Source organism: Arthrobacter sp. JSM 101049, assembly GCF_041679245.1.
Classification (GTDB): domain Bacteria; phylum Actinomycetota; class Actinomycetes; order Actinomycetales; family Micrococcaceae; genus Arthrobacter_H.
Genome location: NZ_JBGFFC010000003.1, coordinates 161053 through 185180 on the forward strand (window position 1 = coordinate 161053; position 24128 = coordinate 185180).

Consider the following 24128-nt stretch of genomic DNA (forward strand, 5'->3'; position numbering starts at 1 on the left):
AACGAAAAGCAGTTCGACGGCGGAACCCCGGGTTCCGCCGTCGAACTGCTTTTGTCAGTGACCAGGTCGTTTTCGACCCGGACGCTGCCCGGTTACTTCGTGGCCCAGAGGACCGCATCGTCGTTGAACGAGATGGTCTCGCCGACGCGCAGCTTGGCGTCCTTGAGCGCTGCCTTCGGGACGTCGAAGCAGACCTGGTAGGAGGCGCTGCCGCCGCGGGTCAGCCCCGGAGTTTCAGCAGCCGGCTTCTCGGTCACGGCCATGCAGGTCGAGGTGTCGTAGATCCGGGAGTCCGAGCCGACGAGCTCGGGCTGCAGGTCGATCCAAGCGGTTCCTTCCTCGTCGCCCTGGTAGGTCACCGACAGGTCGGCCAGGACGTACTGCCCCCTGGCCTTGTCGTTGAACTCGTTCGCAGCCTCGACCGCCTTGGCGCCGTTCAGATCAACGGACGTCACCGCCACCGTGTAGGAGCCGACGGTGGCCGCCTTGCCGAGCTCCAGGACCTTCGCGGTGTCCGCGGCCTGCTCGACGACCTTGGCCGGGGCAGCGACCTCGCCGTCCGCCGCATCTTCCACGGCGGAGCTGACGCTGTCGATGGCAGCAACATAGGCGGCCTGGGTCACGAAGACCATGACGATCGCGACCACGGAAATGACCGTCGCGGCAATGCCGAGGCCCTTGCTGCCGCGGCGCTTGGCGGCAATGACCAGCGAGATGATGCCCAGCACGAGCGAAACGAACCCGAGGAAGGCGGCGAAGTTGTTGATGATCGGAACCCAGCAGAGCAACAGGGCGACGATGGCCACAATCAACGCGGCGATACCCAGGCCTTTTCCGGCGGTGGTCTTCGGAGCCGGTGCAGGCGCTCCGGGCGCAGGTGTAGTGGGATTTTGTACAGACATGATTCCCCCATGGAATTCAGCAGCGGAGGCTGCGTGGTCGAGTGATCGACCGGAATGCCCCCAGGCAGACCGGCCTGCATCAATTGGTTGATGCATAAACTACCGTATGCGCCACCCCCGACATTTTGGAAAACGGTCCACTCTCCCCCACGGAATTTGAATCAAATGCTTGACCGTTAAATGATTGAGGCGTAAAGTATTAATTGAAGGATCAACCAAAGTCTCACGGAGGAGCACATCATGGCGAACGTCAGCATCATCGGAACAGGCAACATGGGCCAGGCCATCTCGTCCATCGTCAGCGCCGGCGGAAACAACGTCGAGCTCCTGAACAGCCAGGACACGGACAAGGCAGTCACCGGCGACATCGTCGTCCTCGCCGTGCCCTACCCTTCACTGCAGTCCATCGTCGAGGCCCGCGGTGAGCAGCTCGCCGGCAAGGTCGTCGTGGACATCACCAATCCGCTGAACTTCGAGACCTTCGACTCCCTGGTCGTCCCGGCCGATTCCTCCGCCGCCGCCGAGCTGGCCGCAGCCCTGCCGCAGTCCAAGGTACTGAAGGCCTTCAACACCACCTTCGCCGCCACCCTGGCCTCCCATTCGCTGGGCTCGAACACCACCACCGTGCTCATCGCCGGGGACGACGCCGCAGCCAAGGCCGAGCTGGCCGGGATCATCACCGCAGGAGGCGTGAAGGCGCTCGACGCCGGTGCCCTGGACCGCGCCCGTGAACTCGAGGCCATGGGCTTCCTGCAGCTGACCCTCGCCGCAGCCGAGAAGATCGAGTGGACAGGCGGCTTCGCCGTCGTCTAGGCGCTACCCCGCTCCATCCACTCCGCAGGGGACGACGCCGGTGCACCAGCACCGTCGTCGTCCTCCGTCGTTTCTCCAGGGCAACACTCCGGTGGACTTCGGTGGATGCGCGGCTCCCCCGTCGGAGGGCCGTTGCCACCGACACTGGATATTCCGCATCCCGCATCTGCACCCGAAGGAATTGCCATGGCTACGCCCGAGACCAACCTGCGTCTGAAGTCAGTACTCGACATCCTGGCCGAAGCACACCGGGACGGGTCCCGGCCCGACGCGAAGCAGGTCATCACCGAGGCACTGCTCCGCGTTCCGACAACGGCACACGAACGGGATCTGCTCAGCGGCGGCGTCCCGCGGGGCTTCAAGAACCTCACCACCGCGACCGCCCGGCTCGTCAAGGCCGGCTGGATGACCAAGGGACGCGGCGGATGGGCCGTCACCGGAGAAGGTCTGCACGAGGCCCGGGCACTGGCGGATCCGCAGGCGCTGCTCCTTGCCCTCGACGGCGGAACGCCCCTCCCCGAGGCGTCCCCGGTGCCGGTGTCGTCCGAGGCCGCACCGCAGCTCTCCGTCGTTCCTGAACAGGTCGTTCCGGCACCGGCCCTCGGCCAACCCTCGGCCGTTGCACTCGTTGGCGACTTCAATATGCTCCTCGGGGCAGACCGGGACTGGGATCCGGAAGCCGAGCAGACGCAGATGACCTTTGACCTAACCGACGGCGTGTGGAAACTCGAGGCAGATCTGCCCGCCGGGACCTACGCCTTCAAGTTCGCCCTGGAGCGCTCCTGGACGGAAAACCATGGTGCGTTCGGGCCCCGCGACGGCGCCAACCACGAGGTATGGCATGACGGCGGACCCATCGTCTTCGCCTACGACCACTCCACCCGAGACATCGCCGCAGGCGCCGGGTTCGCCCAGGACGAGGAGCTCCTCGCTTCCGCCTGATCGACTCGGGCGCGAGCAGTCCACCAACGCACCAGGCACGACGTCGGAACCCGGGTTCCGACGTCGTGCCTGGTTTTTGAGGGCCAGGCCCGGGCCCGGCGGATAAGGTCGGTACATGCCGTCACTGATCCCTAAACCCGTCGCCGCCGTGTTGAAGAAGACGACCACACGGTTGGCCCTGGCCTTCGCGGCCCTGCAGGCCACCGTCATCGCCGGACTGGTGGTCTTTGATGCCCTGAAGCGCCTGCAGCGAACCAAACGCTCCGGGTTCCCACGTCCGGGCACCTTCGACGCCCGTGTCGCGGACTCCGACGCCAAAATCTACACCTACGGCGAGGACCTCTACGCCGACATGATCGCCGCGATCGACGGTGCCGAGGAACAGGTCCTCCTGGAAACGTACATCTGGAAATCCGATGCGACGGGTCGCCGGTTCAAGGAGGCGTTGAACGCCGCCGCGCGGCGCGGTGTCGACGTGTTCGTCATCTACGACGGCTTCGCCAACCTCGTCGTCCCGCCGTCCTTCTACGACTTCGATCCGGACATCCATGTCTACCGTTTCCCGGTCGTGCGCCCGTCCAGGTTGTTCACCCCGCTGCGCAGCACCGGGCTGGACCACCGCAAGCTGCTGGTGGTCGATGGCCAGACCGGCTTCGCCGGGGGCTACAACATCGGGGACCTCTACGCGACCGAATGGCGCGATACCCACCTCCGCGTCCAGGGTCCCGCGACGTGGGAACTGCGCCAGGCCTTCCTGGACGTCTGGAACACCGCCTACGGTCGGCCGGAGATCCCGTACCAGCGGCCACGCACCTGGGATCCGCACCTGCGCGCAGCCAACAACATGCCCTCCCACCTGGTGTATCCGATCCGTGGCCTATATCTCGACGCCATCAACCGGGCCAGTGACCACATCTACATCACGACTGCCTACTTCATTCCGGACCGCCAGATCCTCCAATCGCTCCTCGCGGCCAGCAGGCGTGGCGTCGACGTCCGGTTGATCGTTCCCGAGGATTCGAACCACGTCCTGGCCGACTGGCTCGCCCGCGGCTTCTTCACCGCCATGCTCAAGGAGGGCATCACCGTGCTCCTCTACCGCGACGCCATGATCCACGCCAAGACCGCAACCATCGACGGTCAATGGTCCACGATTGGCACCGCCAACATCGACCGGTTGAGCCTGACGGGAAACTACGAGACGAACCTCGAAATCCACTCCGAGGACATCGCCACCAGGATGCGGGAAATCTTCGACGTCGACAGCGGCAACTGCCGACAACTGACGCTCGCCGAGTGGAAGAGGCAGAATCCGGCTGCAAAATTCAGCGAATTGGTCCTGATCCCGCTTCGCCCGTTCCTCTGAGTCGAAGGAGACGAACGCACACGTTCCGTGGACCCCATCCAGCACAGGGCCTATCGTGGGGACTTCCGGCCGGGGCCCCTCGTCCTGGCCGGAATGCCATGTAGTCCAATGAAAGGTGCAGGCCATGACCGAAACGAAAATCACCGCTTCGAGGACCATCGACGCTTCAGCGGACACCATCTTCCAGGTACTCTCCAACCCCGAGCACCACGCACAAATCGATGGCTCCGGAATGGTGCAATCCGATCACAAGACGGACCGCATCACCGCGGTGGGACAGGTCTTCACGATGAACATGACCTGGGACAAGATGGGCGGCGACTACAAGACCGACAACCATGTCGTCGGTTTCGACGAAAACAAGTTGTTGGCGTGGAAGACCGCTCCTCAAGGTGAGCAGCCCCAGGGATGGGAATGGGTCTGGGAACTCGAGCCCCAGGGCCCAGACGCCACTGAAGTGTCAATCACCTATGACTGGAGCGCGGTCACAGATAAGGAGACCCTGAAGAAGGTCAGCTTTCCTGCGGTCGACCAGGAGGCACTCGAGGCATCCCTTGGAAATCTCGCGTCCGCGGTCTCGCAGGCGTAGCTGGCCGAGGCCATCGGCGCGTGGGGCCAAGCTCCCGAACCGGCGGCGACACCGACAAGCTCCCACGTTCTGCACAGCAGGTGCCCAGTGGCCGTGTCTAGGCTGGGATATGCCTCATGAAGGTGCGAGTGATGACGCAGGGCCCCAACCTCACGGTTGGGGCCCTCTTCGTTGCCAAGACAACGACAAGGCGGCTCGGGCTGCCTGCCCCCCCGCGCCAGTCATGGCGGATCGACGACAGCGGCACGCGACCGGGGTCGATCGAGCGGACAACCCCGAACTGGGACAATGGACGCATGACCAAGTGGATCATGCTGGCGTGCGCCATCCTCAGCGAGGTGACCGGTTCGATGTCCCTGAAGGCCGCGATCGACCATCCCGGCTGGTACGCGGTGACGGCCGTCGGGTTCGTCGTCGCGTTCATCTGCCTGTCGCAGGTCCTGCGCCTCGGCATGCCGCTGGGTGTCGCCTACGGGATCTGGGGTGCGACCGGAGTCGCCCTCACCGCCGCGGCATCCGCCGTCGTGTTCGCCGAGCCGATCACCGGCACGATGCTGGCGGGGATCGCGCTGATCATCGTCGGCGTCCTCACGGTCGAGCTCGGTTCCCAGCACGCTGCCAACAAGTCCCGGGTGTCCGGCTGATGGCATGGCTCCTGCTCCTCGCCGCCATCGTCAGCGAAGTCGGTGCCACCCTCTCGCTGCGCATGGCCACGCATGGCAGCAAGCGCTGGTACGTTCCCGTCGCCGCCGGATACCTGCTCGCGTTCACGTGCCTGGCGCTGACCCTCGATGCGGGCATGGGTCTCGGTGTCGCCTATGGCATCTGGGCCGCCCTGGGCGTCGCGCTGACAGCCGTGGCGAGTCGGGTCCTCTTCGGCGAAGCGCTGAACTGGATCATGGCCGTCGGCATTGCACTCATCATGGGCGGCGTGCTGCTGGTCGAGACCGGCGCGACACACTAGCGGCCCGCAGGCACCAAGTACGACGGCGGGGCACCGCAGTCGCCGACGAATTCGCCCTCCCGCGTCTCGATGATCCACAGGCCATACCCGTGTTCGGCGTAGTTGGCCTGGTTCCACGAGATCCATTCAGCAGCCTGCTCCCGAGACTTGGGCGCAGGATAGAACTGCATGACCTCCGGATCGCCGAGCAGTCCGGCCATCAGGTCCAAATCGGCCAAGGTCATCTCGCGGAAGCGCAGTCGGGTCGTCTCACCAGGTGGCATGCCTCCCACGCTACCGGCGGCCAACCGCGTCAGTTACGGAACCGGTCGAACACCTCGTACATGAAGTCACTCCCCTGCTTCAGCGCCTCCAAATAGATCCGCTCGTTGTTCCCGTGCATGGCGATGAGCTGCTCGTTGTCCAACACGTACGGGTAGACGCCGTACCCGGGGATCCCCTTCGCACGCCACGGTGCCAGGCTGGTCCCGGCCTCGAACAGCGCTGGGGCGAACGCGGCGTCCGGGTAGGTTGTCGACGCGGACGCGGTGAGCGCCCTGAAGAGGTCGGTGTCGATGTCCGCCGGCGGTGTCGCCCACGTCGTGTCCAGCTCGTCGAGCGTCTCGGACTCGCTCATCCCCTCGGAGACGGCCAGCTCGACGGTGATGCCGCGCAGCTTCATCATCTTGCGCACCTGGGCCAGGAATTCGCGAGGCTTCTGCCCGCCGGGGATGGCCCGGCAGTTCACCCGCACGTGGGCGGAGGACGGGATGACGTTTTCCTTGTAGCCGGCGTCCTCGATGACGAAAGCATGAGTGGTGCGCAGCAGGGCGCGGTGCAGGTACGGGTAGTTGGACCGCTTGACCATGACCGCCGCGGCCCGCTCACGGGCGTTCTGGCTGTGTGCCTTGAGCATCAGCTTGATGGCCTGCTTGAACCGGCGGTCGCTGGACGCGTCGGCGAGCGCGGCGAAATACTCGCGGGTCACCTCCGTTAGGTGCACGGGCGCCTCCCACTCCCCCAGCTCGGCCACGCCACGCGACAGGGCCACGACCGCCGAATCGGGCATCGGCTTCGACGAGTGGGTTGCCGTGCCGTCGGCGGTGAGGTCGAGGTTGAAGTAGACCTTGTCCTGCCGGGTGGCGGTGATGAGCATCGGGGTGGTCTTGTCGTCCTGGGCCAGGAACCAGCCGCCCTCGGTCAGCACCGCACCGGCATCGAGCTTGTCCCAGTGGTTCTTCGCCAACCAGCGTGAGCCGAAGGACCCGGCCTCCTCGTCGCAGTCGGTGAGCACGATGATGTCGCGGTCGAACGTCGCCCCCTCGGCGAGGTGGCGCAGCAGCGCGCTGATGGTCGCGGAGTTGGCGCCCTTCATGTCCAGCGCACCGCGCCCGTAGACCTGCCCGTCGCGCACCTCGCCGGCGAAGGGGTCGATGTCCCAGTTCTCCGTCTCCACCGGCACCACGTCCGAGTGCCCCAGGATCAGCAGTGGCTTGGCCGTCCCCGTGCCGGGGATGCGGGCGATGAGGTGCACGTTGTCCGGCTGCGGCGTATCGATGATCTCCACGGCCACGCCGGCCCGCTCCCACACCTCCCGCAGCATCTCGGCGTGCTGCCGGGTCTTGGCACCCTGCCCGTGGTTCTGGGTGTCGAAGCGCAGCATCCGCTGCAACAGGTCCAGCGCGTCCTGGTCCGCGTCCGGGATGGCAGCAGCGGCGGACGCCGGCCGCGCGGTCCCCGTCCCGGCGAATAGTCCCGCTCCCCCGAGGCCCGCGACGCCGAGGGCGGCTGCACCTCCCAGGAAAGCACGACGGCGGACGGGACTGGTTGCCAGGGTGGACAGGGTGCGCTGGTCGGACATGGGGAGGCTCCTCGTTTCGAACTCTTGTCAATCACTCCACGATTGCGTTCACCCTTCCTCTCGTGCACGTGATGGTCAAGACGTGACGTACACCACGCTCGACAAGCGGTGTTGTTGAAGCGGTGAGCGGGCTTCAGCCTTCGTACTGCCCGCACGTATGTCGCCACGAGACGAACAGGCATCCGCGGATCATTGATCGCAGGAACCGGCCGCGCGTAGACTAGGTACTGCCCCCCATTGCGATGGTGCGGGAAGAAGGCCCTAGGAACCCAGCCGGACGACTGGGCCCTGGGCCTTTCGCTTTTAGAGCGAGTCCGGGGTCCGCATTTCAACGATCACCATCGACTGCAAAACCTCCATATATTCGACTTCACCGTTGGCACCCGCGTTGAGGGCTCCGAGGAAGGTGTCCGGTATCCAGAGGAGGGGCTCGTCTGCGCCGCGAGCATGGGCAATATGGAAGTCCGTGGCCAGCCCCTGGTTTCGAAGTCCGACGACGTGGGCGATGTCTTTCTGGTTCTGGCTCGGCGTTCTGGACTCACACAGGAGGTCGTGGACGCCCATTGAGTGGAGCTCGTAATAGAGCGTCTCCAAACATTTTCGACGGAATCGCTCGGTCTTCCTTTGGCGTTGACACACAGCTGGAGACGAAACTTTTTCCAGCCGATCCGCAATAGGCAGGACAACAGAGGCAACGAATCATGTTGTAGATCGGACCTGCCCTATCCAAAAAACTAGGCCCAGCCAATACTTGGACAATGAGGATACTTGAGCAGCTAGAAGAAGGCCTGGGCTGTCGTCCGAAGTACTTTGCCATAAGGCCAAATGGTGCCGCACTAAAGGACGTGCAGCGGGTGATCACCCTCCGGCAATCCGCGTCTAGGGAGGACACCTGGCTAAGTCCTGACCGACCTGAAATATGGCCCCTCATCAGCCATCATGGGTTTAATCCCCAAAGTCTCTTTGGTGTTGCAAAACAAGGAAATGTCTACAAGAAGACTCTCGCCATCCTTCTTGCCCACGACGGCATCGTCGCCTCCGACCCGCTTGTCGAAGTAGAACGGTTGTGGGAGGTTGGTCGATTCGACGAAGCCCTGACCACCTTCAATGCTGTCGTCGCACAATTAGCTCTCGTCGAACCGCTTGTAGATCGCGGCATTCTTCGGTTCGAATCCGCACGCCCTTCATTCCATGAGGAGAAAAGGCTTTCAATTTTGGGCTTGTTCCACATACCTCCCGATCTCCAACCTTTTACCAATTTTGAGGAGGCCTATCCAGATGCGGTTTATTATGGTGGTTCCGAGGAACAGAGCTATGTAAAACAAGCTCGCGAGTTTTACCGGGTGATGGGTCTTCCCATTCCAAAAATGTCCTCTGCCGCCGAAGCTCGAAAAGCCATTCATGAAATGGCTTCAGCGCTGATACACGTCTCGTGGCAGTTAGCGGTTTGTGCGAGCCAGCCGCATTGCGACGTCACGCTCAGCGGGCCATTGGAACATCGAATTTTAGATACCATCCTCGGCCACGCCTGCAACCCCATTGACGGTAAAGAGGCAGACAGGCAGCGCGAAAGAACTAGGTACGTCAATCGGCTCTCAATCGGTACATTGCCAAACTTGGATACGACTGAGTTGTCCGTCGCTGACGCAATCTCCATCAGGAGGGGAGACGCGTTCGAGAATTTTAGGAACAAACTACGTCATGCAATGAATGACTTGTCGACAGGCTCCATTGATGAAGCACCGACGACCGCTAGAAGCGTCGTCTTCGAAGAAGAGATGCAAGAAGCTGCGCGAGAGCTGAAACAAAAGGTGAAAGGAGAATCGTTTAGTAGCAGGCTCAAACCAAACGGGATCGACGCGGCCGTCGGTATGGCTGCAGCTGGTGTTGTAGATGCTGCGACATTCAATATAGGACTGGCAGTTTCCGTAGGCGCCGGCTCGGCGCTTGCAACAACCATTCTGCAATGGCTTCTAGGACGCGATCCTGGACAAAAAGTAGCTGTCAGATACTTTTCGAGCTTAAGTGGGCAAAGATAGGAAAGCTCTACGAGAGCGTCATCGACGCGTTTCGGTCTTAAGTCTGCGCACAGAGTAGGGGCATGCCACTTGTTTTCGCGTCGTCGTTTTGACCGTCCCACTTCGAAGGAAGTGGGACGGTGGTATCCCTTCAGCAACACCCTTGGTGGGAGTGCAAACAGACGCCTTGGGTGGGAGCAGGTTTTGTACCCTCAGTCTGTTGTCTGACCCCAAATATGATTTCTGGTGAACCGGCTCGACCTGGTCCAGGAGACGGCCAGCACGTCAGCTCATGCTCTGGATCGCCTCCCAGTCAGCTCCATTCAGCCATATTTTGGCATCCTCCCACTTCACATAGTGCTCTGCACACTCAAGGTTCTGTATGAACCGGGATGGAAGCACCTCGACTTCATCACCCCACGGCTTTAGGGTCACCTCTGTTCTGGTAGTGATAACCCCGTGGCGCGCACGCGACATCATGACTGAAAGAATGCGAGCTTCCTCGGTGATAGCCTCGTCTGATTCGGCTTGAAAGGCTGGGATGGAGCCCTCTTCCAGCCCCAAGACCACGACCCAATCGAATTGCTGTCCTTTACCGGTATGACCGGTGAGTAAATGGACACCCGGAACCGTCAGTAGCGTTTCACCGTCTCCGAAACGGATACGTTGCCGAATCGCTTCAACGGGAGTGCCTTCCTGAAGCAGATCGGCAATCCACTCAAGGCCAGCCTGAACCAATTCCAAAGTTGACGGATCGTGCGGTTCCTTGACGTGGATCAACGAAGCTAAATATGAAATTGGTTCGTCAGCATTCGAGTATTCTGATACCCGAAGTCTTCCCAAGAGGCCCCGCATCACCGGCGCAGTCGACGAATCGAAGACCGGATCATCCCAGCGATGCCAGCTGAGATCGGCGCCTTCTTCGAGCCTGTTGTCGAGTACCTCACGTCGCTTCTTGGTTCTGGACAACACGCCTACTCGTTGATTCGGGGCGCGTTTCAGAAGAGCCCGACAGAAGGAAATAACCCAATCCGCCTCATCCGCTTGTCGATCGAATTCCTTATACGTAGCGAGTCCATCGCCCGGCCACAGTTTGCCCGCGGCAGGCGCAAGTTCAACGCCGCCTGTCCAGGGAATCATTGCGTTCACGAGGTTTAAAACAGAGGGGGATGAACGGTGGGATTCAGCGAAGGTAATCGTTCGCTGTATTTCCCGCGAGATTCCGTTCAATACGACTTCAGGGTCTGCACCAGCGAAAGAGTAAATTCCCTGCGCTAGGTCTCCCGCATACGTCGTTCGCCGCCATCCGATGCGTTGAACAATCCTGAGTTGTTGCGGCGTTAGATCTTGAAATTCGTCAACGACGAGACCGCAAAAGTGCTCCCGATAGAGTTCCGCCACGTGATCATTTTGAAGAATCAGGTCTGCGAGCCGAGGTAGATCTTCGTAGGTGAGAATCTTTTCGGAGGTCCGCTTCTGCTCTATCAGGCTGGTCGTCGGATGGTTGACCTGTACCAGGGCACTCCTCACTTCCTCATCGGTGATGGTGGCTAGTTTCACATGTTGAAGATTGGCTCTGATCAAATTAGATTGCTTCCAGTTGAGCCGCAGCTTTCTGCATTCTTCGCCTACCCAATCGGAGAGAGGAAGCTGCCATTCCTCGCCGATGCCGATAACATTTCCATGCGCGCGGATAATGCGAGCCGAGAGGCCGTGGAAATTATGTACTGTGACGTATTCGCGAATGCTCCGTTCATCGACATGCTCTCGCAGGCGTTCTTGAATGTTCTCTTTTGCCCTGTTGGTAAACGTAAGCACCAGTAGACGCCGCGGGTAGGACACCTTTCCCTGTTCGATTAGCCCCTTGATCCGAAGCGCGAGAGCTTCGGTCTTTCCGCAGCCCGCTGGCGCAGTCACGAGCAAGCCCAGCTCCGGCGCATCACGTATCTCAAGCTGGCGGGCGGTTGGTTCCCTCTGTAATTTCATGCCTTATTCAGCGATTCCAATAGGCGAACGACAGAAGCAATTTTCGAGGCTTCCTCCACGGTGAGAATATCGACGACCATAATGGCGGACCTGATTTTTCGTTTCTTGTGTCGGCAGAATGCTGCGATGTCTGCATTCGATCGTTGCTGGTCCTGATCAGTAGCAACGCACAATGCCCTCTCGTTATTTGAGAAAAGGGAACTCCCTTCGATGACCTGCCACATGCGCTCCGCCCCAACCGCTGCAACATATTCATCTTCTAGATCGCATTGCGAAACAAAAACGCCTTTTGCTTCTAGCGCTCCATCGTCTTCCAACGCCTCGGCGGCAACCCCAAATTCGGGAGCAGCTTTTGAAACGGCGTCGCGATCGATTAGGACACGAGTGGGAATTTCGAATCCACTAGGACCGAACAGGGCTCGTATGTACTTAACATCTCCCGAACCGTCCATCTCCATCAGAGAGACACCCAGCCGGTCTAAGTCCTTGTTCAGTAGCTCTGCCACACGTTCAACAAGGATGCGATCAGATGCTCCTTCAACAAGGATCACAACAGCTGAAGTCAGCGGTTCGAGCTTGTCCTTTACCCACCAATGCACCATAAGCTTGGCTTCGGCATCTAAGAAACCGATGCGCGGTTGAGCTATCTGTCCTCCCTTTCGAACAACCACGATGTCTTCAGGAGCAAAGGCACCGACAATGTCGGGAGAATGCGTCGCCAGGATCTTCTGGTTATCGCCACGCTTGAGTAGTTTGGCAAGACTCCGCTGACTTGTGGGGTGCAAGTGGATCTCTGGCTCATCGATGGCAACGATATTGGCAGAGGAACTGACCAAGTCATACAAGGCCAACGCGATAAGGGCTCGAGCACCGTCAGATTGCTCGGCGAGACTATGCTCGCGCCCATCCCGATTGACTCGCAGTTGAACTTCAGCGAGTAAGTCATCAGCCGCCCGTGCATTGGTGACAAAGCTCAGTTCGTTAGCCGATATCGGCACCGGCACCGCCTTGGACAACTGCACTGCCAGGTCGTTCCTAATCCCGGCCAGGACCTTTGAGGAAGTAAGACCCGCTTGGAACTGCTCCGCGAGTTCGCCCAAACTTTCCGCCTCTTCGCCAAGCTCAACGGCACTCAGTATTTCTTTGAGCACAGAATTTCGATCCTCACGAAAGTCGCGCGACGCGCTCTGTAAAGCTCCCACCGACTTCCACCCAAGAACGACGAGTTGATCTCGTGAAAGTTGTCGCCCCGTCGAGTTTCCTGCTATACGACGAATTTCCAGGTTCTCCCCATTATCGAGGGTGGCTTCTAGCTGAAGGTTGAGCTTCAGCTCGGAACCCTGGCCCTCAACATGTATTTCGTCTGGGAACGCGGCCTTCTCTAACGGCGTGAATGTTTCTAACGTCGCTTCTATTTGAAGTGGAAGTTCAGTATCGCGAAAATCATCGGGTTCGAGTCGGTTGTATAGCTGAGCAGCCGAAGAACCGAGTAACAGGTCGAGACACCGGAGCAGCGAAGATTTCCCCACATCGTTGGAGCCAACCAAGACGAGATGGTCACGAACCTCAAGCTCGAAATCTTGCAACCGGCTGTGATTCGCAACCTTAATCTTTTTAAGTCGCACGATGCTCCTTCTTGTAGCAGTCTCCGAAACTAAAAAACCCAAGTCAGCTGCAAGACAGGGCAGTGGGACCCGTGTGTAAACGCCCCGAGAAGATCTTCTCTAACTAATCCCGAATCTACTGCGGGACACGACGCCGGCGCCAATAGGTTTTGGCAGGTTAGTCATCTATAGAGCCACACTGGACGTATACAGGCTGGCCAGCTGCAAAGATGTGTTTCGCCCCCGCGCACATAAGGTGCGTCAACGCTCTGCTGAACCACGCGCCCCCACCGCCCTGCCCGATGCCATCCCGCCCCTGCTTCTGGCTCTGCCACCGAATTCCGTAGATGGAGACCTCCCGGAGTCTTGTCGCCTTGAGTGCCAGGGGCTGGAGGCCTGTGTTCTACACGAGGCGCTGACCCGCGCATATCCCAGACTTGCCATCCGCGCCTCTTTCTCAAATACCCAATCATCCTGTGTGGTTGAGACGATATCGAGTGAGCCACGTAATGAGACGAGGCGCGTCGGATCCGCAGGGCCGAAAAGCGTTGTGGTGACAGGCCGCTCGGCGGCGCCGCCTGTCGTCGCCGAATCGATGGGCCAGGGCGTCCCAAAAAAGGAACGTTAGATGCGACGTCCGCGTGGTTTCGCTCCCCACTCCGGTCAGCACCCCATCACGATGAACTCTGAGACCTCCACCTGCGGCGTCCACAATCGCTGGATCCGACCCTGATCTGACAATCTCTGACCGCAGATCCTGACGTCAGCATGGGATGGCCGCGGCCTGCATTGCGTGCACCGCAGGCAGTAACATATCTCGGCCTTCACGGGTAGGCTGATCCGATTCCACTCCAGAGGCCGCCATGCTCCCTGAAAACCTGTTCATGAACCCGCTTGCCGAACCGGACCCGTTGGCCGGTCCGGCACCCGCCGATACGACTGCTCCCCCGGCGCCCGAAGGCTCCCACGAGCCACTGCCGGAACCAGAGATCCCGTTCCTTCCGGAACCACCCGAGGCGCAACGCCCTAGCCAACAGCGCACCAACAGTCAGGGCGGGAACGGCGGATGGGGCAACACCCGCGGCCGGCGAGCCAACTAGCTCAAAGGAACGATCGGCCCCACACCCCGAGACGACAATCTAGCGTTGCCCGTGTCGAACCAACCTAGTGAACCGCGATGGCGGCAGGGCTCTGTACCAGAAGCATGTTCCGTACGTTTGGTGGCGAGCACGGCTTTAGGGTACTGATGGTCCGGGTAGGTGGTGTGTAACCTCATCACTTCGTGGACACCGGATCTCGTCACTTCGTGGACAGTGAATCTCATGGCTTCGTGTGTCCTGTCTCAACGCATCGTGGACACACGATCTCATGACATCGTGGACACGCTGTCTCACCACATCGTGGACACCGTCCCGTGCGCAATGCGCTGGAAAAGTCGATGGCATGACCAACGTACTTTCGCCCAGCACACGAGCAGCGATCATCAACTACGACCCGGCCCAGCCCCACGCCCTGACAGTGAGCGAGTTCTGCAAATCAATGAAGGTCTCCCGCAGCGTGTTCTACAAGATCCGCAACCGCGCGACTACCGAATAAACAGCCGCCCTGCATCCCCCTTCCCGGGCCCCGAAACAACCCGCCCGCCTCTACGGGCCAGACGTCGACAATGAGCTGGTCAGGATCCGCAAGCAGCTCAAATCCGACGGGTGGGACTACGGGCCCCTCACGATCTATTACGAGGCCACCATCCAGAACACCTTCCCCGGCGCGAAGGTCCCCTCCGTGGCAACGATCACCAGGCTTCTGGCCGGCGTCGGGCAGGTCGACCACGCACCACGCAAACGCCCGAAATCCTCCTACATCCCCTTCGTGCGGGCCACCGCGATGGCGCTGTGGCAGCTCGACGCCTTCGAGTTCCGACTGGCCAACGGAACCACGGTGACGGTCTACCAGCTCCTTGACGATGCCACCCGCTACGACGTGGGCACCTGGGCATACCAGCGGGAGGAAAACAGCACCGACGCCCAAGACGTCCTTGCAACCGCCATCGACACCCACGGGGCACCGCAAGAGGTCCTGAGCGACAACTCGCTGGCGTTCAACCAACTGCGCCAGGGCAGGATCGGATCCGTGGAAATCTTCCTGGCCTCCAAGGGCACCATGCCGATCAGCGGCCTGCCCGGCAAACCCACCACCCAGGGCAAGAACGAACGCTCCCATCAAACCCTGCAGCGCTTTCTCCAAGCCGACCGACCCGGCTCCCTGGAGCAACTGCGCGAGAGGATCACCCGCTACAGGCATCACTACAACCACCGCCGGCCGCACCAGTCCCTGAACCAGTCCACCCCACACACCGCGTGGGAACTGCTCGCCCATACGCCCATACGCCCGCTACGGAGCCGCTGGCGTTGGCGGTGCTGGAGGCCAAGGCCGCCGAGTACAGGCAGGTGCGCAGGCTCAGGGGCCTGGAGCTGGGACGGGCCACGGTGACGATGTCCAAAACGGGGAAGATCATCGATGTCGGCGACCTCGACGGCGAGGATGCGCCCCAGGCGGCGAACCAGATGCTCGTGGACGTCACCGCGGACAACCGGCAGGTCTACTATCCGGGTTTCCATGTGTCGTTGCCGACGACGTTCTCCGGACGCCGGTTCCATAGAACGATCACGGAGAATGAATTCCTGCTCTCAGACCCTGACACCAGTGAAATCGTGTTCTCGTTCCCGTTGCCCATGATCGCATTGCAGGTGCACGGGCGCTACGTAGCCTCCTACGCGATCCAGGGCGTGCAGCTGTCCCATCCCACGAAGCAGTGGGCGCGAAAACAAGCCGCCTACCGCGAACAGTTCGCCGAACGCCAAGTACAGGTGCCCGAGGTGTTCAACAACGGCCAGGTTCAAGAGCCAAATAGCTCGTAGGGCGTGCTGGTAGCTGTGCACGAAGCCATGAGATTCACCGTCCACGAAGTGACGAGATCCGGTGTCCACGAAGTGATGAGGTTACACACCAAGTGCCCGGACCAGCCGTACCATCAACCCGTGCTCGCCACGTTTGGTGGGGACATCTTTGTAGCATTAGTGCTGGATCGGTATTAATTGGTGTGTCGCGCCCCTCTGGCTGTCGCGCTGATCTCGACGCGCACATGTCGCCCTACTTACATTATGACCAAGATTCAATACCTTCTGCTACCATGAAAACATGAAAATGAGCGATGGTGTGGAAATTGAAGATTCCCTAATCAAGGAACTTATCCGCTTTGGTGAGAAGGCACACGAGATCGCCAAAGCTCATCATTTGGACCCCGGATCCAATAACTTCACGTTCGGCAGTGACCGCTACCACCGAGCGACTGAATTGATTATCCCTGCTCTCCAAGAACACAATTTCCGCGTAACCCGTAAGGGCGGAGGTCTGCGCGCCACCCAAGAAGGACTCGAATTGCATTTTGGGACGGCCCGAGGAGCAGACCTTAGGAACCGCTCCAACTTCGATATTGATTCCTCCCCCGCGCGTCACCGTGCAGGTCTTGCTAACGCCTTTTCCCAGACTGCATTTGATGGGCTCTCCGAATTCAATTCAAATAGCGTCCTGCACGTCATCTGGAGCGGCGATGTGGACGCTGGGCTCACGGCCGTCTACGTTGGAAAGCTCATGACAACTTCCAATCAGCACTTAGATTGGGAGGATTTGATACGCGTCGACAACGCCGGCACTGAATTGACGTTGGACAGAATGCCCGCCGACGCCATCCCAATGCCAACATACGAAAGTCAGCCGGAACCCACCTTCGAACTTGGTCTCGTGGCAGAAGAAAAGACCAATGAGAGCTGAGGATGCAGCCGCCTTTTCCGGTGACCGAATGCGGTTGGCACGATTCCGCGCGGGACTGACCATCAAGGACCTAGCCGAAAGGGTTGGGATAACTCACTCCGCCGTCTCACAGTATGAAACTGGCCGTACCCGGCCCACATCCATAACTCTTGCCAAACTGGCCCTGGCTACCGGAGTCAATACATCTTTTTTTGGCTTCGACCGGCGACCCGTCTCGTCCGGCGGCCTTGACGGTACCCACTTTCGCAGTCTTCGCTCTACAACAAAGGCTGTTCGGTCAGCTGCTTGGGCGTGGTCGGAGCTAACACTGGACGCCTCCGATGTCCTGGAGCGCTACGTACGCTTCCCCCCAGTCGATCTCCCCGAGAGGTCGCTCGCCAGGGAGGACGACAACGAGACCATCGCCGAAGCCGCTGGTCTGTTGAGAGCCGAGTGGAAGCTACCCATAGGACCAGTTGGCAACTTGGTCAAGCATATGGAAGCACACGGCATCCTCGTCACACGAGCACCGGAATCTTCAAAGGGTGTGGACGCTTTCAGCCACTTCCAAGGACGCCGGCCAGTTGTAGTACTCGGACCGCAGGACAAAGACGCTGCACGTAGCAGATTCGATGCAGCACATGAACTCGGGCACCTCGTCTGCCACCCCGAGGCCGATCCCGGCGGTGGCCAAGAGCAACAGGCCCATTCGTTCGCCGCCGAGCTCCTGATGCCACGCCAACAAATCATCGACTTGCTCCCCCGGCGGTTCGACCTTGGAGCATACGCTCGACTGAAGCATGAGTGGGGCGTATCCATCGCTGCCCTGCTTTATAGATCGAAAAAACTCGGCGTCATTTCCGACGCCGCCTATCGCCGAGCCGTGGTAACCATGAACAAGAACTACGGCAAAAAAGATGAGCCCTTCCCCCTTCGAACGACAGAACGGCCGGAACTTCTTCGATCCGCCATCGAGCTGCTTACCTCTACCGGGAGAGCCATCGAAGATCTAGCCACCGAGGCTAGTATTTCGCGCGATGATCTTGCAGCCATCGCTGGCCTAGTCGCTTCGTGCCCTGAGGCGTTACCCAGCACCTCACATATATCCCGATGATCTGACCGTAGGCGGCCTCAGTGCCTCAAATTCGCGGTTACCAAAATTCTCACCACATTACTCGGAACTTGTCCTCTCCCCCGAGATCAACTGCTCATACGCTTCAAAGAGCACCTGCTGACGCTCAATTTCGCTCTGGCAAGTCTTACCAGCTCCGAAAGCACGATCTACTTCTGCGTCGAGAAGACGATGAGCTTCCAACAAGTCGCTACTCATCCGGGAGGGGTCATAATGCTGTGCAAGCGTCCTACCTGGCATTAGGGCTCTAGCCGCAATAACGGCGCTCCCTGCATCGATGATGGCTCGTCGTTGTCCGAGACTTACGGGCAACAAGGGCAGGGTATTCCAGACCAAGGAACTAGAAACTGAAGGGTCGGATTTGATTCTTCCGCCGACAGTTTTTTGCCACGTGATGAACATGGACGACGAGACAATACCGAAATGGAACCCGTCGGGGTCAGCCATCGTGAAAAGTTTGATGGAGGCGATTACCTCCTTCGGTAGCCTGGCTGCAGTCGCGTACAGCCGTGACTCTGCGAAGCTCTGTGGGATGCCAAGGTAGTCCCAATCTGGCTGCCGGATTTCTCCAAACAGATGCGGCTTTCCCGCGAGCTTCTTTGTTTCCGACCTGTTGCTTGCTAGTCGACGTTCCCGTACCGCTGCGATTCGCTGTCTCAGAATGTCGGACCCGTCAAGATCTGATTGATTTGCTCCCACCAGCCATAAACACCACCGGGGTATGCGATTTATGAGCTCGTCACCCCCGAAGTAGTGACGCAAATACTTCACTGCAACGGGATCGGCCGAGACAACGTCGAAATCGTCCTCGGTAACAACCAGGTTCTCCCAATCGATTGGAGTTGAACCGGCCTTGATCGGGTCCAAAAAAGGAGACAACATTCGCCGACGACCCTTAACGACCAATGGCTTGCCCACAGTCAGATACGGAGTGATGGACCGCGCCGGTAACTCCCTCGGCTCTGCTTTGGGATTGTCGTATGCAAACAGTCTCTGAGGCGTCGTTGAATCCCGGTCGAATCCAATGATGATGCAGTGAACGACCGCCGCATTCGGAGCCTCTGACTGCCAGGCGAAGGTCCGGTGCCCAAACTTGATACGCCAACCCGCATCGAAAACCGGGGGGAACAGCAAACTCGCCGACTCGCCCTGAGTGACCGAGTTGGTCGAGACGAATGCCCAGCGTCCGGGAGCATCTCCGAAGTAGTCGATTGCCTTCTTGTACCACCCTGTGACGTAATCAAGATGGCCAATCCCCCGACCGCCCCAAACTGCCCGAAGTTCAAGTCCTTGCTGCTTAGTACGTTCCTTGTGGCCGATAAACGGCGGGTTGCCGGCGATAATATTTTCTGGCCCAATGGGGAAGACTTCCCTCCAATCCAGCAGGAGAGCGTTCCCGTTCTGAGACCCGTCACATGTGTTGGTATGGATTGTTGACTGGCTCGAAATTGGCAGCCGCTCCGGCGCATACCCAAGTCGTTCAAGCATCTGCAGGTCACACTGACGATCCGTCAAGAACATGGCTGTCTCGGCAATCTTCGCTGGCCACTCATCGAGCTCAATCCCGAAGTAATTCTCCAGTCGAACCAGCGGGTCCAGCAGAGTTGTACGGCTCAGCCCTTCAGCATCGAGTTCTCCATCCAGCCCAAATTCAAGTTGATTTGCGGCTAGATGGCTTACCCGTTCAGCGTCTTTAATACGAAGACGCTCCAGAATGGAAATTTCCAGTATGCGCATCTCGCGGTAAGCGATGATAATGAAATTGCCACAACCGCAGGCTGGGTCTAGAAATCGGATTTTTCCCAGACGCTCACGGAGCTTGCTCAGGCGGCTTCGTTCTTCCCGATGTCCGATGGACCTCTGAAATTCGTCACGAAGTTCATCCAAGAAGAGGGGCTCCAACGTCTTCAGGATGTCCTTCTCGGACGTGTAATGCTCGCCGAATTCGCGCCTTGTTTTCGCGTCGCGAACTGCTTGGAACATCGACCCAAATATTGCAGGTGATATCTGCCCCCATTTGGCCGTGCACGCGTCGAGAATAGCCCGACGTAAATTGGTGCCAGCCAATGAAGGAAGTTCTAAGCGCTCTTCGAAGATCCCCCCATTCACATACCTGAACCCTCTGAAATGCTGCAGGCCATTGTCCCTATTGGGCTTCGTATTCAGAAACCTGAACAGATCATTGAGGCGTTCGCTCAGGTTGCTTCCGTCCGGGGAGGTCTGTTCGAGTATGAAGTCCTGGAAGAGGTCTGTGTTCCACATCTCGGTGTCGTCACCGAACATCAGGAACAGGATGCGTGCGAGGGTGACCGAGATGTCGTGCTCGGGGGTGCCGGCCTTCTCCAGTGCGTCATACATGGCAGCCATGAGTTTGGATGCGCGTTTGGTTTCGCGTTCGGTTTCGACGTCGAAGGCGTGTTTGACCCGTTCGATGATCTCGGTGGCACCCAGGCTTTCGCCGGGTTCGAGGGTGATTAGCTGCAGCCGGTCAATGAGCTTCGGGTTCTCCCTCCCGGCGAGATGGGTGTGGGAGGTGAGCCGGGTGGTGGTTGCCCCACCTTTGGAGGTGCGGGAGGGCCACCGCCAGACCTGTTTGGCGTCGTCGTGGAAGATGACGATGCGGTCCACACTCTGTTTGGTGACGGCCCTGTCGATGACAGTCTGGGTTGCGGAGTTCGGCAGTTCGGGGCAGGCCCACACCCGTAGGCCCTTGTAGCTGGAGACGTTTGTCGCGATATACGTCTGCCCGTCGACGTCGATGGACAGCGGTTTCAGGTCGGGTTTGGACCAGCGCAGGTGCTTGAGGAAAAGTTCTTGGTATTTGTGTGCTTCGACGAGGTCGAGCAAGTTGGTAGGCATTAGTCCTGGACTCCTAGCGAGCAGACGATCCGGGCCGGATCCTTTTCCGTTGTCTTGATGACGAGCTTGTCGTCCTCGTGCAGCTGGTTGAGTGTTTCGACCAGGTCCTCGTCGGATGCCCGGTTGCGCAGTACTGCGCGCAGGCGAAGTTCGGCTTGGCGTTGCAAGGGCCGTTCATGGAGTGCGTTGAGGGCTTCCTCGGCCCCGCGCAGGAACAAGGTGCCGACGAAGCGTTCCCAGATCCGCTTGCGGACCCCTTTGAGGTTCCCTGCGGCAATTCCATCGGTAGAGAGCGGTCCCTGGACCAGGTGCTCGAGCCGCTCGTAGTGGTCATCGCGCTTGGGCGCGGTTGGGGTTTCTGGTTCGGCCCGGAACAGCTTGAACGCCTCGTAGGGGGTGATGAGTCGTTCGCGTTCGCGCAGCCCGTCGTGGCCACCGCGCGAAAGCGCGAATGCGTCAATACCGGAGGCGGTGTTGACGTAGCAGACCACACCCCCTTGTGTTTCGTGCACATATTGGTTGCGGGTGGACTGGATCATGTCGGGCATGGCCGTGACGCGGCGTGCAGTCTCGGCGTGGTTTTCCAAGGCGTGGGCCCAGACCAGCCAGGCTTCACTGACTGCGTCTGCTTCTTCCTCTTCGACCTCGTCGTCGGTGAGTTGGCCGTTGTAGAAGTCTCCGAGTAGCTTGATTTCCTTTTCCGTTCCGAAGAACTGTTCATCCGAGCCGAAGGCTTGGGCGGAACTTTCAAGGCGCTTCTTGATGCGGATACGCAGACTGATCTGTTCCTCGACTTTTTCGTGGGAGACCAGGTAGACGTGGACGGTGTCGGATTTCTGGCCGATCCGGTCCACGCGCCCGGCACGCTGGATCAGCCTTATAATCGCCCAAGGCAGGTCGTAGTTGATCACGATGTGGGAATCCTGCAGGTTCTGGCCTTCGGAGAGCACATCGGTGGCGATCAATACATCGATCGGGTCATCGATCTGGGATTCCTCTGATTCCCCGGGCAACTTGTTCGAGCCGGGTGAGAACCTGCGGGCGACGGCCCCGGGGTGGTCGGTGTCACCCGTGGCGAGTCCCACGTTCGCGATGCCCGCCGTCCCCAGGGTGGTGGCAATGTATTCTGCGGTGTCCTTGTATTCGGTGAAGAGCAGGACCTTCTCCCCGGGGTGTTCTGTTCGCAGCAGGTCGATGACCGCATTGATTTTCGAGTCCTTGGCGGGGTCCCACTCCCCGAAGCGTTCCAGAAGCCAGGTCAGGGTGTCATTGTCCCGAGTGAGGTCGGCGTGCAGGTCGCTGCTGAAAATGGTGGAGTTGATCCACTTCGTGGACCCGGGCAACGTCTTTTGCAGGTGCACATAATGGGTGTCCCCACTGCCGAACATCCCGGCGCCTCCCTCGATGTCTTCGTCGGCGGCACCGAGCTGGGCCTGGGTGAAGTTGCCCAGCGGGAGGGGCAGCTTGTTTTCGATGGCATACAGAAAGAGCTGGTTGCGGGCGCGTTGGCGTTGCAGGGACTGGATGAACGAATGCCCGGAGGAGGAGAGTCGCTTGAACAGCCCGGTGCGAACGAACCCTGCCACGTTGCCGCGGCCTTTTTTGATGTCCTCGAGGATTTCTTTGTCTTTGGTGCTGTGGCGTTTGCGAGGTGAATCGTAGGAGGCGAGCACGTAGCGCGGCAGCAGCAGAGACTTGATGGCGTCCAGTGTCTGGTCGTCCTCCATCAACCGGGCCGGATCGTCGTGACTGAAGTCGTGGCTGACCGGTTTGGAGATCCTTGTGGGGAAGAAGAAGTGGGTGCCGTCGGCGAACTGCAGGTATTCGCGCTCAATAATTTTCCCTTCCGCGGTCTCTACCTGCTGCTTCTTGGCAGAGCGTTTGATGAAGGACCGGGTTCGCCGCACTAGGTGGTCGCTCATCAGCCGGCGCCAGTCCTCGGCTTCCTCGGAGAGGCGGAATGCGGCCAGCGTGTTGGTTTTCCCGTCGACCTTTTCAATCAGTTTGGTGTCCTTGGCCATCGCGACGGTGGGTTCGATGCCCAGGTCATCATCTTCTTCGAGGTACAAGGAAATCTGGTTGGCGACGTCCTCGAAGGCGAGGTTGTAAGGGGTGGCGGTCAGCAGCAGGACCTTAGAGTCGTTGTCCCGCACGTAGTTGTGGATTGCCTCGTAGTCCTTGCGCGTGTTGTTGCGCAGGTTGTGGGACTCGTCGCAAATCACCAAGTTGAAGCGTCGCAGTTCGGGCAGGTCCCGGGCTGCGGTGGAGTACGGGATGACCCTCCCGTTGATGTCATAGGCATCCAGGTGCTCGGTCCACATTCCCTCGAGGTTTTTCGGGCACAACACCAGGGTCGAGTAGTCCTCGGCGGTTTGGAGCATCATCGCCGTCGCGACGGCGGTGAGGGTCTTGCCCAGGCCCACGACGTCGCCAAGCATGGTGCCGCCGCGGCGAACGATCCGGCGGGCCAGGATCCGTACCGCGCTTTCCTGGTAGCCCAACAGCAGGTTCTGCATCGAGGGCGGCAACACGTAGCCATAGCCGCCGCGCACGTCCTGGGACATCGAGTGGCAGACTTTGAGGAAGACCTCGAACGGGGTGGGTTGCTTCTCGTTGGCCCACGACTCCTCGATGAGCTGGATGATCTGCTCAGTGACGTCGACGGTGAAGTCGTCGTCCCAGTGTGTGGTGAACCAGTCCGCCAACTTGCGGGCAGCGTCTTGTTCGAGAACGTCGATGTTCAGTTCGAGGTTCCTGAACAGTCCCGCCGATGTGAGGTTCGAGGACCCCAGGTAGCCCATGACCGGATACGCGTAGTGTCCTGGGTTGTGCAGGATGTAGGCCTTGCCGTGCAAGGGCCGGGTTGTGTAGACCTTGATCTCCACGAGGCCGGCGGCGAGTTGGCGTTTGAGCCCGCGTAGCGCGTTCTGGCCCGCGGTGGTGGAGAGTCCCCGCATGAGCTGGTCCCTCAAGTGACTCACCAAATGCGCGGCCCGCTTGTCTGCCGTTTCGAAATCGTGCAGTCCGGCATGGGGGTCGGGGCGCCCTATCTGCTCCTGCAACGTGGTGAGCATGGCTGCAGCGTCGGAAGGAGCAACCATGCCCACCAGGATCCTGACCACCGGCTTCTGGGAGCTCGCGTTGCTGGCCTTGGCGTCGACTTGCTCGGCGAAAGTCCCCCACCCGCGCAAGTCGAAATACCCGGTAGCCACATCAAGGCGTTGGTGCTGCGGGAAGGCTTTCAACAGGCTGCCACCGAGGGTGTTCCCTTCGGTGTTGTCCAGAATTTTCGGCATGCACTCC

At 59.8% G+C, this 24128-nt stretch carries 16 protein-coding genes and 2 pseudogenes; 10 read left to right on the forward strand and 8 right to left on the reverse strand.

Annotated elements, in window-relative coordinates; translation table 11 throughout:
- Positions 1-92 precede the first annotated feature (92 nt).
- Complete coding sequence (locus AB8M85_RS10200; RefSeq protein WP_372698705.1) at positions 93-902, reverse strand: DUF4352 domain-containing protein; 810 nt, start codon at positions 900-902, stop codon at positions 93-95.
- A 240-nt stretch (positions 903-1142) separates the two neighbouring features.
- Here AB8M85_RS10200 and AB8M85_RS10205 point away from each other — a divergent pair, with 240 nt between their 5' ends.
- The 6 genes from AB8M85_RS10205 to AB8M85_RS10230 all read left to right on the forward strand — a co-directional run bounded on the left by AB8M85_RS10205 (position 1143) and on the right by AB8M85_RS10230 (position 5576).
- Positions 1143-1715: an NADPH-dependent F420 reductase gene (locus AB8M85_RS10205; RefSeq protein ID WP_372698706.1), complete on the forward strand. Its 573-nt coding sequence runs from the start codon at positions 1143-1145 to the stop codon at positions 1713-1715.
- Between the two features lie 186 nt (positions 1716-1901).
- On the forward strand, positions 1902-2657 hold the full coding sequence (locus AB8M85_RS10210) for a glycosidase (RefSeq protein ID WP_372698707.1): 756 nt from the start codon (positions 1902-1904) through the stop codon (positions 2655-2657).
- A gap of 115 nt (positions 2658-2772) precedes the next feature.
- A complete protein-coding gene (locus AB8M85_RS10215; protein WP_372698708.1) occupies positions 2773-4023 on the forward strand; it encodes a phosphatidylserine/phosphatidylglycerophosphate/cardiolipin synthase family protein in 1251 nt (416 codons plus the stop codon).
- 124 nt (positions 4024-4147) lie between these two features.
- Positions 4148-4612, forward strand: coding sequence for an SRPBCC family protein (locus AB8M85_RS10220; RefSeq protein ID WP_372698709.1), 465 nt, complete (start codon positions 4148-4150; stop codon positions 4610-4612).
- A 296-nt stretch (positions 4613-4908) separates the two neighbouring features.
- Entirely contained in the window at positions 4909-5256 is a 348-nt protein-coding gene (locus AB8M85_RS10225) for a multidrug efflux SMR transporter (RefSeq protein ID WP_372698710.1), read from the forward strand.
- Positions 5256-5576, forward strand: a complete 321-nt coding sequence (locus tag AB8M85_RS10230) for a multidrug efflux SMR transporter (RefSeq protein WP_372698711.1) — start codon at positions 5256-5258, stop codon at positions 5574-5576. Before AB8M85_RS10225 ends, AB8M85_RS10230 begins: the two co-directional genes overlap by 1 nt.
- A 32-nt stretch (positions 5577-5608) precedes the next feature.
- Here the strand turns inward: AB8M85_RS10230 and AB8M85_RS10235 are convergent.
- From AB8M85_RS10235 to AB8M85_RS10245, 3 genes and pseudogenes are all read right to left on the reverse strand, one after another.
- Positions 5609-5839 (reverse strand): annotated as a pseudogene (locus AB8M85_RS10235) (GNAT family N-acetyltransferase); the annotation flags it as partial.
- 29 nt (positions 5840-5868) lie between these two features.
- Entirely contained in the window at positions 5869-7416 is a 1548-nt protein-coding gene (locus AB8M85_RS10240; RefSeq protein ID WP_372698712.1) for a M20/M25/M40 family metallo-hydrolase, read from the reverse strand.
- Positions 7417-7719: 303 nt separating this feature from the next.
- On the reverse strand, positions 7720-7980 hold the full coding sequence (locus AB8M85_RS10245; RefSeq protein WP_372698713.1) for a hypothetical protein: 261 nt from the start codon (positions 7978-7980) through the stop codon (positions 7720-7722).
- A gap of 194 nt (positions 7981-8174) precedes the next feature.
- Here AB8M85_RS10245 and AB8M85_RS10250 point away from each other — a divergent pair, with 194 nt between their 5' ends.
- Positions 8175-9455: a hypothetical protein gene (locus tag AB8M85_RS10250; RefSeq protein WP_372698714.1), complete on the forward strand. Its 1281-nt coding sequence runs from the start codon at positions 8175-8177 to the stop codon at positions 9453-9455.
- 264 nt (positions 9456-9719) lie between these two features.
- Here AB8M85_RS10250 and AB8M85_RS10255 read toward each other — a convergent pair whose 3' ends face one another.
- Both AB8M85_RS10255 and AB8M85_RS10260 read right to left on the reverse strand, forming a co-directional pair.
- Positions 9720-11420 (reverse strand): UvrD-helicase domain-containing protein, encoded by a 1701-nt coding sequence (locus AB8M85_RS10255; RefSeq protein ID WP_372698715.1) that lies wholly within the window; start codon positions 11418-11420, stop codon positions 9720-9722.
- On the reverse strand, positions 11417-13045 hold the full coding sequence (locus AB8M85_RS10260; protein WP_372698716.1) for an ATP-dependent endonuclease: 1629 nt from the start codon (positions 13043-13045) through the stop codon (positions 11417-11419). The genes AB8M85_RS10255 and AB8M85_RS10260 overlap by 4 nt, the downstream gene beginning before the upstream one ends.
- Positions 13046-14467: 1422 nt before the next feature.
- Between AB8M85_RS10260 and AB8M85_RS10265 the strand changes: the two are divergent.
- The 3 genes and pseudogenes from AB8M85_RS10265 to AB8M85_RS10275 all read left to right on the forward strand — a co-directional run bounded on the left by AB8M85_RS10265 (position 14468) and on the right by AB8M85_RS10275 (position 17948).
- Positions 14468-15942, forward strand: a pseudogene (locus tag AB8M85_RS10265) (integrase core domain-containing protein).
- A gap of 280 nt (positions 15943-16222) precedes the next feature.
- Complete coding sequence (locus tag AB8M85_RS10270; protein ID WP_372698717.1) at positions 16223-16855, forward strand: hypothetical protein; 633 nt, start codon at positions 16223-16225, stop codon at positions 16853-16855.
- Complete coding sequence (locus tag AB8M85_RS10275) at positions 16845-17948, forward strand: helix-turn-helix domain-containing protein (RefSeq protein ID WP_372698718.1); 1104 nt, start codon at positions 16845-16847, stop codon at positions 17946-17948. The genes AB8M85_RS10270 and AB8M85_RS10275 overlap by 11 nt, the downstream gene beginning before the upstream one ends.
- A 57-nt stretch (positions 17949-18005) precedes the next feature.
- On the opposite strand, the gene AB8M85_RS10280 is transcribed toward AB8M85_RS10275, so the two are convergent.
- Positions 18006-20825 (reverse strand): class I SAM-dependent DNA methyltransferase, encoded by a 2820-nt coding sequence (locus tag AB8M85_RS10280; RefSeq protein WP_372698719.1) that lies wholly within the window; start codon positions 20823-20825, stop codon positions 18006-18008.
- On the reverse strand, positions 20825-24121 hold the full coding sequence (locus AB8M85_RS10285) for a helicase-related protein (RefSeq protein WP_372698720.1): 3297 nt from the start codon (positions 24119-24121) through the stop codon (positions 20825-20827). Before AB8M85_RS10285 ends, AB8M85_RS10280 begins: the two co-directional genes overlap by 1 nt.
- Between the last annotated feature and the right edge of the window lie 7 nt (positions 24122-24128).

What these genes read in the sequence shown, in the direction of transcription:
- AB8M85_RS10200 (WP_372698705.1), bottom strand. Translation starts at nt 902, where the DNA reads ATGTCTGTACAAAATCCCACTACACCTGCGCCCGGAGCGCCTGCACCG.
- AB8M85_RS10205 (WP_372698706.1), top strand. Translation starts at nt 1,143, where the DNA reads ATGGCGAACGTCAGCATCATCGGAACAGGCAACATGGGCCAGGCCATC.
- AB8M85_RS10210 (WP_372698707.1), top strand. Translation starts at nt 1,902, where the DNA reads ATGGCTACGCCCGAGACCAACCTGCGTCTGAAGTCAGTACTCGACATC.
- AB8M85_RS10215 (WP_372698708.1), top strand. Translation starts at nt 2,773, where the DNA reads ATGCCGTCACTGATCCCTAAACCCGTCGCCGCCGTGTTGAAGAAGACG.
- AB8M85_RS10220 (WP_372698709.1), top strand. Translation starts at nt 4,148, where the DNA reads ATGACCGAAACGAAAATCACCGCTTCGAGGACCATCGACGCTTCAGCG.
- AB8M85_RS10225 (WP_372698710.1), top strand. Translation starts at nt 4,909, where the DNA reads ATGACCAAGTGGATCATGCTGGCGTGCGCCATCCTCAGCGAGGTGACC.
- AB8M85_RS10230 (WP_372698711.1), top strand. Translation starts at nt 5,256, where the DNA reads ATGGCATGGCTCCTGCTCCTCGCCGCCATCGTCAGCGAAGTCGGTGCC.
- AB8M85_RS10240 (WP_372698712.1), bottom strand. Translation starts at nt 7,416, where the DNA reads ATGTCCGACCAGCGCACCCTGTCCACCCTGGCAACCAGTCCCGTCCGC.
- AB8M85_RS10245 (WP_372698713.1), bottom strand. Translation starts at nt 7,980, where the DNA reads ATGGGCGTCCACGACCTCCTGTGTGAGTCCAGAACGCCGAGCCAGAAC.
- AB8M85_RS10250 (WP_372698714.1), top strand. Translation starts at nt 8,175, where the DNA reads ATGAGGATACTTGAGCAGCTAGAAGAAGGCCTGGGCTGTCGTCCGAAG.
- AB8M85_RS10255 (WP_372698715.1), bottom strand. Translation starts at nt 11,420, where the DNA reads ATGAAATTACAGAGGGAACCAACCGCCCGCCAGCTTGAGATACGTGAT.
- AB8M85_RS10270 (WP_372698717.1), top strand. Translation starts at nt 16,223, where the DNA reads ATGAAAATGAGCGATGGTGTGGAAATTGAAGATTCCCTAATCAAGGAA.
- AB8M85_RS10275 (WP_372698718.1), top strand. Translation starts at nt 16,845, where the DNA reads ATGAGAGCTGAGGATGCAGCCGCCTTTTCCGGTGACCGAATGCGGTTG.
- AB8M85_RS10280 (WP_372698719.1), bottom strand. Translation starts at nt 20,825, where the DNA reads ATGCCTACCAACTTGCTCGACCTCGTCGAAGCACACAAATACCAAGAA.
- AB8M85_RS10285 (WP_372698720.1), bottom strand. Translation starts at nt 24,121, where the DNA reads ATGCCGAAAATTCTGGACAACACCGAAGGGAACACCCTCGGTGGCAGC.